This window comes from Methanobrevibacter sp. (genome assembly GCF_017539065.1).
In the GTDB taxonomy this organism is placed as follows: domain Archaea; phylum Methanobacteriota; class Methanobacteria; order Methanobacteriales; family Methanobacteriaceae; genus Methanocatella.
In genome coordinates this window covers 1-3,958 of record NZ_JAFYHP010000022.1, presented here as the reverse complement: position 1 = coordinate 3,958, position 3,958 = coordinate 1, and the positions used below count along the sequence as shown (strand labels likewise).

Annotated in this window: 3 protein-coding genes; all 3 read left to right on the top strand. The window is 30.0% G+C overall.

The features are described 5' to 3' along the window. Window positions 1-2,712: ATP-dependent DNA helicase (locus IKS50_RS05795; protein ID WP_292846796.1), on the top strand; the 2,712-nt coding region annotated here is incomplete at its 5' end. A 5-nt stretch (window positions 2,713-2,717) separates the two neighbouring features. Continuing rightward, window positions 2,718-3,512, top strand: a complete 795-nt coding sequence (locus IKS50_RS05790) for an AAA family ATPase (RefSeq protein ID WP_292846794.1) — start codon at window positions 2,718-2,720, stop codon at window positions 3,510-3,512. 3 nt (window positions 3,513-3,515) lie between these two features. Further along, window positions 3,516-3,958: hypothetical protein (locus IKS50_RS05785; RefSeq protein ID WP_292846791.1), on the top strand; the 443-nt coding region annotated here is incomplete at its 3' end.

Below are 3,958 nucleotides of genomic sequence, written 5' to 3'. Positions count from 1 at the left end.
TCTTTTTGCTATGAATTCCTAAAAACAAAAAATGAAATTCTAAAACTTTTAGATGATGATAATTCCGAGAAAAAATCTTTATTTATCCAAAAATTCAAAAAGGAACTTGGATTTACAGACATCTCAACTCTTTACGATTATCAGATTTCAACTGTAATTCATAAGTTTGGCGAATATAGCTGTTTTAATGTAAACACAGATGATTTAACTGATTATATTTATGATGAAAGACCGATTTCCCAGGAATATGTCGACTTTATTAATTCTTTAGGTTACTTTTCAAAAAAAGAAATAGAGGATAATGATTTTAAGAAGGACTGGTATAACGCAAGATATATGCAAGTTGCAAGGGCTTATCCAAAATACCTGAAACTTCTTGATGAGGAAGGTTATGTTGATTATGATACTTTACAACTCAAAACATTGGATGAACTTCAAAAAGACCCTCAAACTCAATATAATGCTGTGTTAATTGATGAGTTTCAAGATACAGATCCTTTGCAGTTCAGGATTTTTGAAATTTTAAGAAAAAACAGCGATTATTTTACTGCTGTAGGGGATGTTGACCAGCATATTTATGCTTTTAGAAGTTCTTACACTGATTATTTTAAGGAATTAAATGATACTGTTAATCCTGAAATTATCAGTTTGGATGTTAATTACAGATCAACTGAAAATATTGTCAATTTGACAGATTCTTTCATTAAAGATTATAGAAAAGACTACTCACAAAAGCATTTAACCAGCAATAACAATGATTATAACAACAGTTCATTTATCATTGAAGCTGAAAATCCAGAAGAGGAAGCAAAAACTATTTTTGATACCATAAATTATCTGGTTCAAAACAAAAACCTTAACTATGAGGATATTGCAGTTTTATACAGAAAGCATTACAATAAAACCATTCCTGCATTGATTGAATTGTTATATGAAAACAACATTGATTTTACAATTCGGGGCCAAGCAGATTTAAAAGATAGGGATGAAGTAAAATCTATCATAATCTTGTTGTGGTATCTAACTAGAAGAGTAGATAATGCATATATTTCATCAGCAGATGAGCTAAAAGACTTGAACCTTAAAGGATTTTGCGGTGAAACTTTTGAACCATCATTTTGGTGCCTCGAAGATGAAACTAAACAATACTTAACTAACCTGCAGGAATCTTATCAGGATGAATTATTAAAAGTTGAAAATGAATTTAGAAAAAATCAGGGTAAACGTCCGGTTAGAGCGGTTCATAATATTAAGAAAAATGAAGACCTTGATACATTGGTCGAAATCTTTAAACAGGTTGAAAAACCACAAATTGATTTATCTAAAATTTCAAATGAAAAAGACCGTGAATTTTTCCAATTCCTAGAGGATTTAAGGGCAGAAATCGCCTCCGAAGAACCTCCAACAGTATTGAATGTTTATTACAGATTAATCTCAAGAGGCAACTTCTTTGAAAACACAGATGAAAATTCAATTGAAGTCAATAACCTTGCAGTTTTAACTCAAACAATATATAATTATGAGTCATTTATGTCACAAACTGACATTAAAGGCGCATACTTCTTTTTATCAAGACTAATTGGAGATTATAGTTCCTACTGTGAAAATAGTGGCGGTGTTCAATTGATGACTGTTCATGCAGCAAAAGGATTGGAATTTCCGGTAACAATTGTTGCAACTTTAGAAAAAGACAAATTCCCAATGGCTTTAAAAGATCCGAACCATGAAAAAGACTATATTAACGGTAGTGAAACATTCTACACTCCAAATGAATTCCTAGATTTTAAAAACATCACAGATGAAGAGGAAAATGAATTAGACAAATCTGAAGAAGCACATATTATCTATGTGGCAATGACCCGTGCATCAGATTTACTAATATTATCATGCTGTGGAGAAATACCTGAAGAAATAAATAAAATAAAACCGTTGCTTAAAGAGTTTAGTTTAGATGAATTAAGAGATGTTACTATCAAAAATTCTTATTCAAATCCAGAAGATGAAAAACTCAAACTGAACTACTCAAGTTATTCAACATATAATTTATGTCCGTTTATGTATAATTTAATTTATAATTTAGGCTTTAAAGTTTCAGATGAAAATGTAACCAATCTGGGAACGGTTTTCCACGAGGTAATGGAAATTGTAAATCTTAAATTAAAGGATAATCAGAAAGTCACAAAAGATGAATTAAAACAGATTACAAAAGAAGTTTACACTTCAATGTTTGATATTGACCAAACTCAAGATGAATTTGATGAATTAGAAGAGTCAGTTTTAAATTATTATGATACTTATTCTCTAAATCAGGAAGTGGTCGAGACAGAACTTCCTTTTGAAATTGAAAGAGACAATTATATTTTAAATGGAGCAATTGATTTAATTTATAGGATTTCAGACACAGAAATTGGTATTTTGGATTATAAGAATGCAGAACATAATGATAATAAAATTGCTCATTATGAAAAGCAATTGTATATTTATGCTTCAGCATTAAAGGAAATGGAAGATTTTAAAGATTTTGAAATAAAAACGGCAATAACTCATTTTGTTAAAACTGATTATAAACATGAGGTTGAAATTACTGATGAAAAAATAAATACTCAATTAGATAAATTAAATGATGTAGCTTTAAAAATTAAAAACGATGAATTTCCTAAAAAGGAAAGTGGTTTCTGTGAATGGTGTAAATTTAGAATAATTTGTGGGTGATTAATTTGAGATTAGATTTAAACGATATTCGTTCAATTAATAAAGCAGATATTTCAATTTCAAAGATTAATGTGGTTGGAGGAGTCAACGGAAGCGGCAAATCGACTGTTTCTAAACTTTTGTATTGTTATTTGAAATCCCAAAAAGATGATGAATCCTTGGATTTTTTAATGGATAGCGAAGATTTATCCGATTTAAAAGATTCTAAAATAACATTTGAAAGTGATTTCGTCCCATCAGATGTTTTCTACATTGACAATTTGTCTATTCTAGATTTAAAGGATTTGGAAATTCTAAGAGTAGATCATATCATTCACATTAAGGAAGCTTTAGAAGAAGATGGAGATAATTCCTCTGAAATTTTATCTAAAGTTCATGAAATCATAAAAACTGAAAGTTACGATTCAGCAGGAATCAAAGAAATAGGAATTCTACAAATCCTGCTTCAAAACAATAAATTAAAGGAAAACTCATTTTTAATCATTGATGAACCTGAATCCAGCCTTCATCCTGAATGGGAAATCAAATATGCTGAAATCATTGTCTTACTTGCAAAAGAACTAAACATACATGTATATCTAAACTCACACAGCCCCATGTTTATTGAAGCAATCTCTTTATACTCACAATATTATGATTTAATCAATGAAACCAATTTCTATCTAACCCAAAAGCAAGCCTATGGTAAATTCGATTTCAGAAAGATTAACCCAAAAAATCTGGGTGAAGTCTATGAAAATCTGACAAGACCATATGATGAACTTGACAAATTAAAAGCTAAAATATTGTTTAAGGAGTAGAAAATGATATTAACCAAAGAGGAAACTCAATTTGTTGAGTTTCTCCAATCATTCCCAGAGTATTACAAAAAGGCCCATGAAATAGCTGAAAATTCCAAAGGCATTTCAATTCTCCCGATGGATAACGGCAAAAACGAGTTCAAGATGTATGCCTTGGACGATATCTGCCATTCCTGTGAAATTTTCAAAGAAGGCAATCTGCTAATCACTCCAAAAACAACAGATGCTTTATGGTATAAAAAGGAAAATGATAACTTCTTTATTTTTTTAATCGAATTTAAAGGAGATTTTTTGTGCAGAAACTCCAGTAAATGTCGTTTAGTCGAAGTCGTTGAATCTTTAAGAAACAAGAATTATAATGATGAATTTGAACATGAGATTTTTCTATTAGATAAAATTGTTAATAAATACTCAGACAAGATGCTGAATGGCCTTGCAGCAAAGCC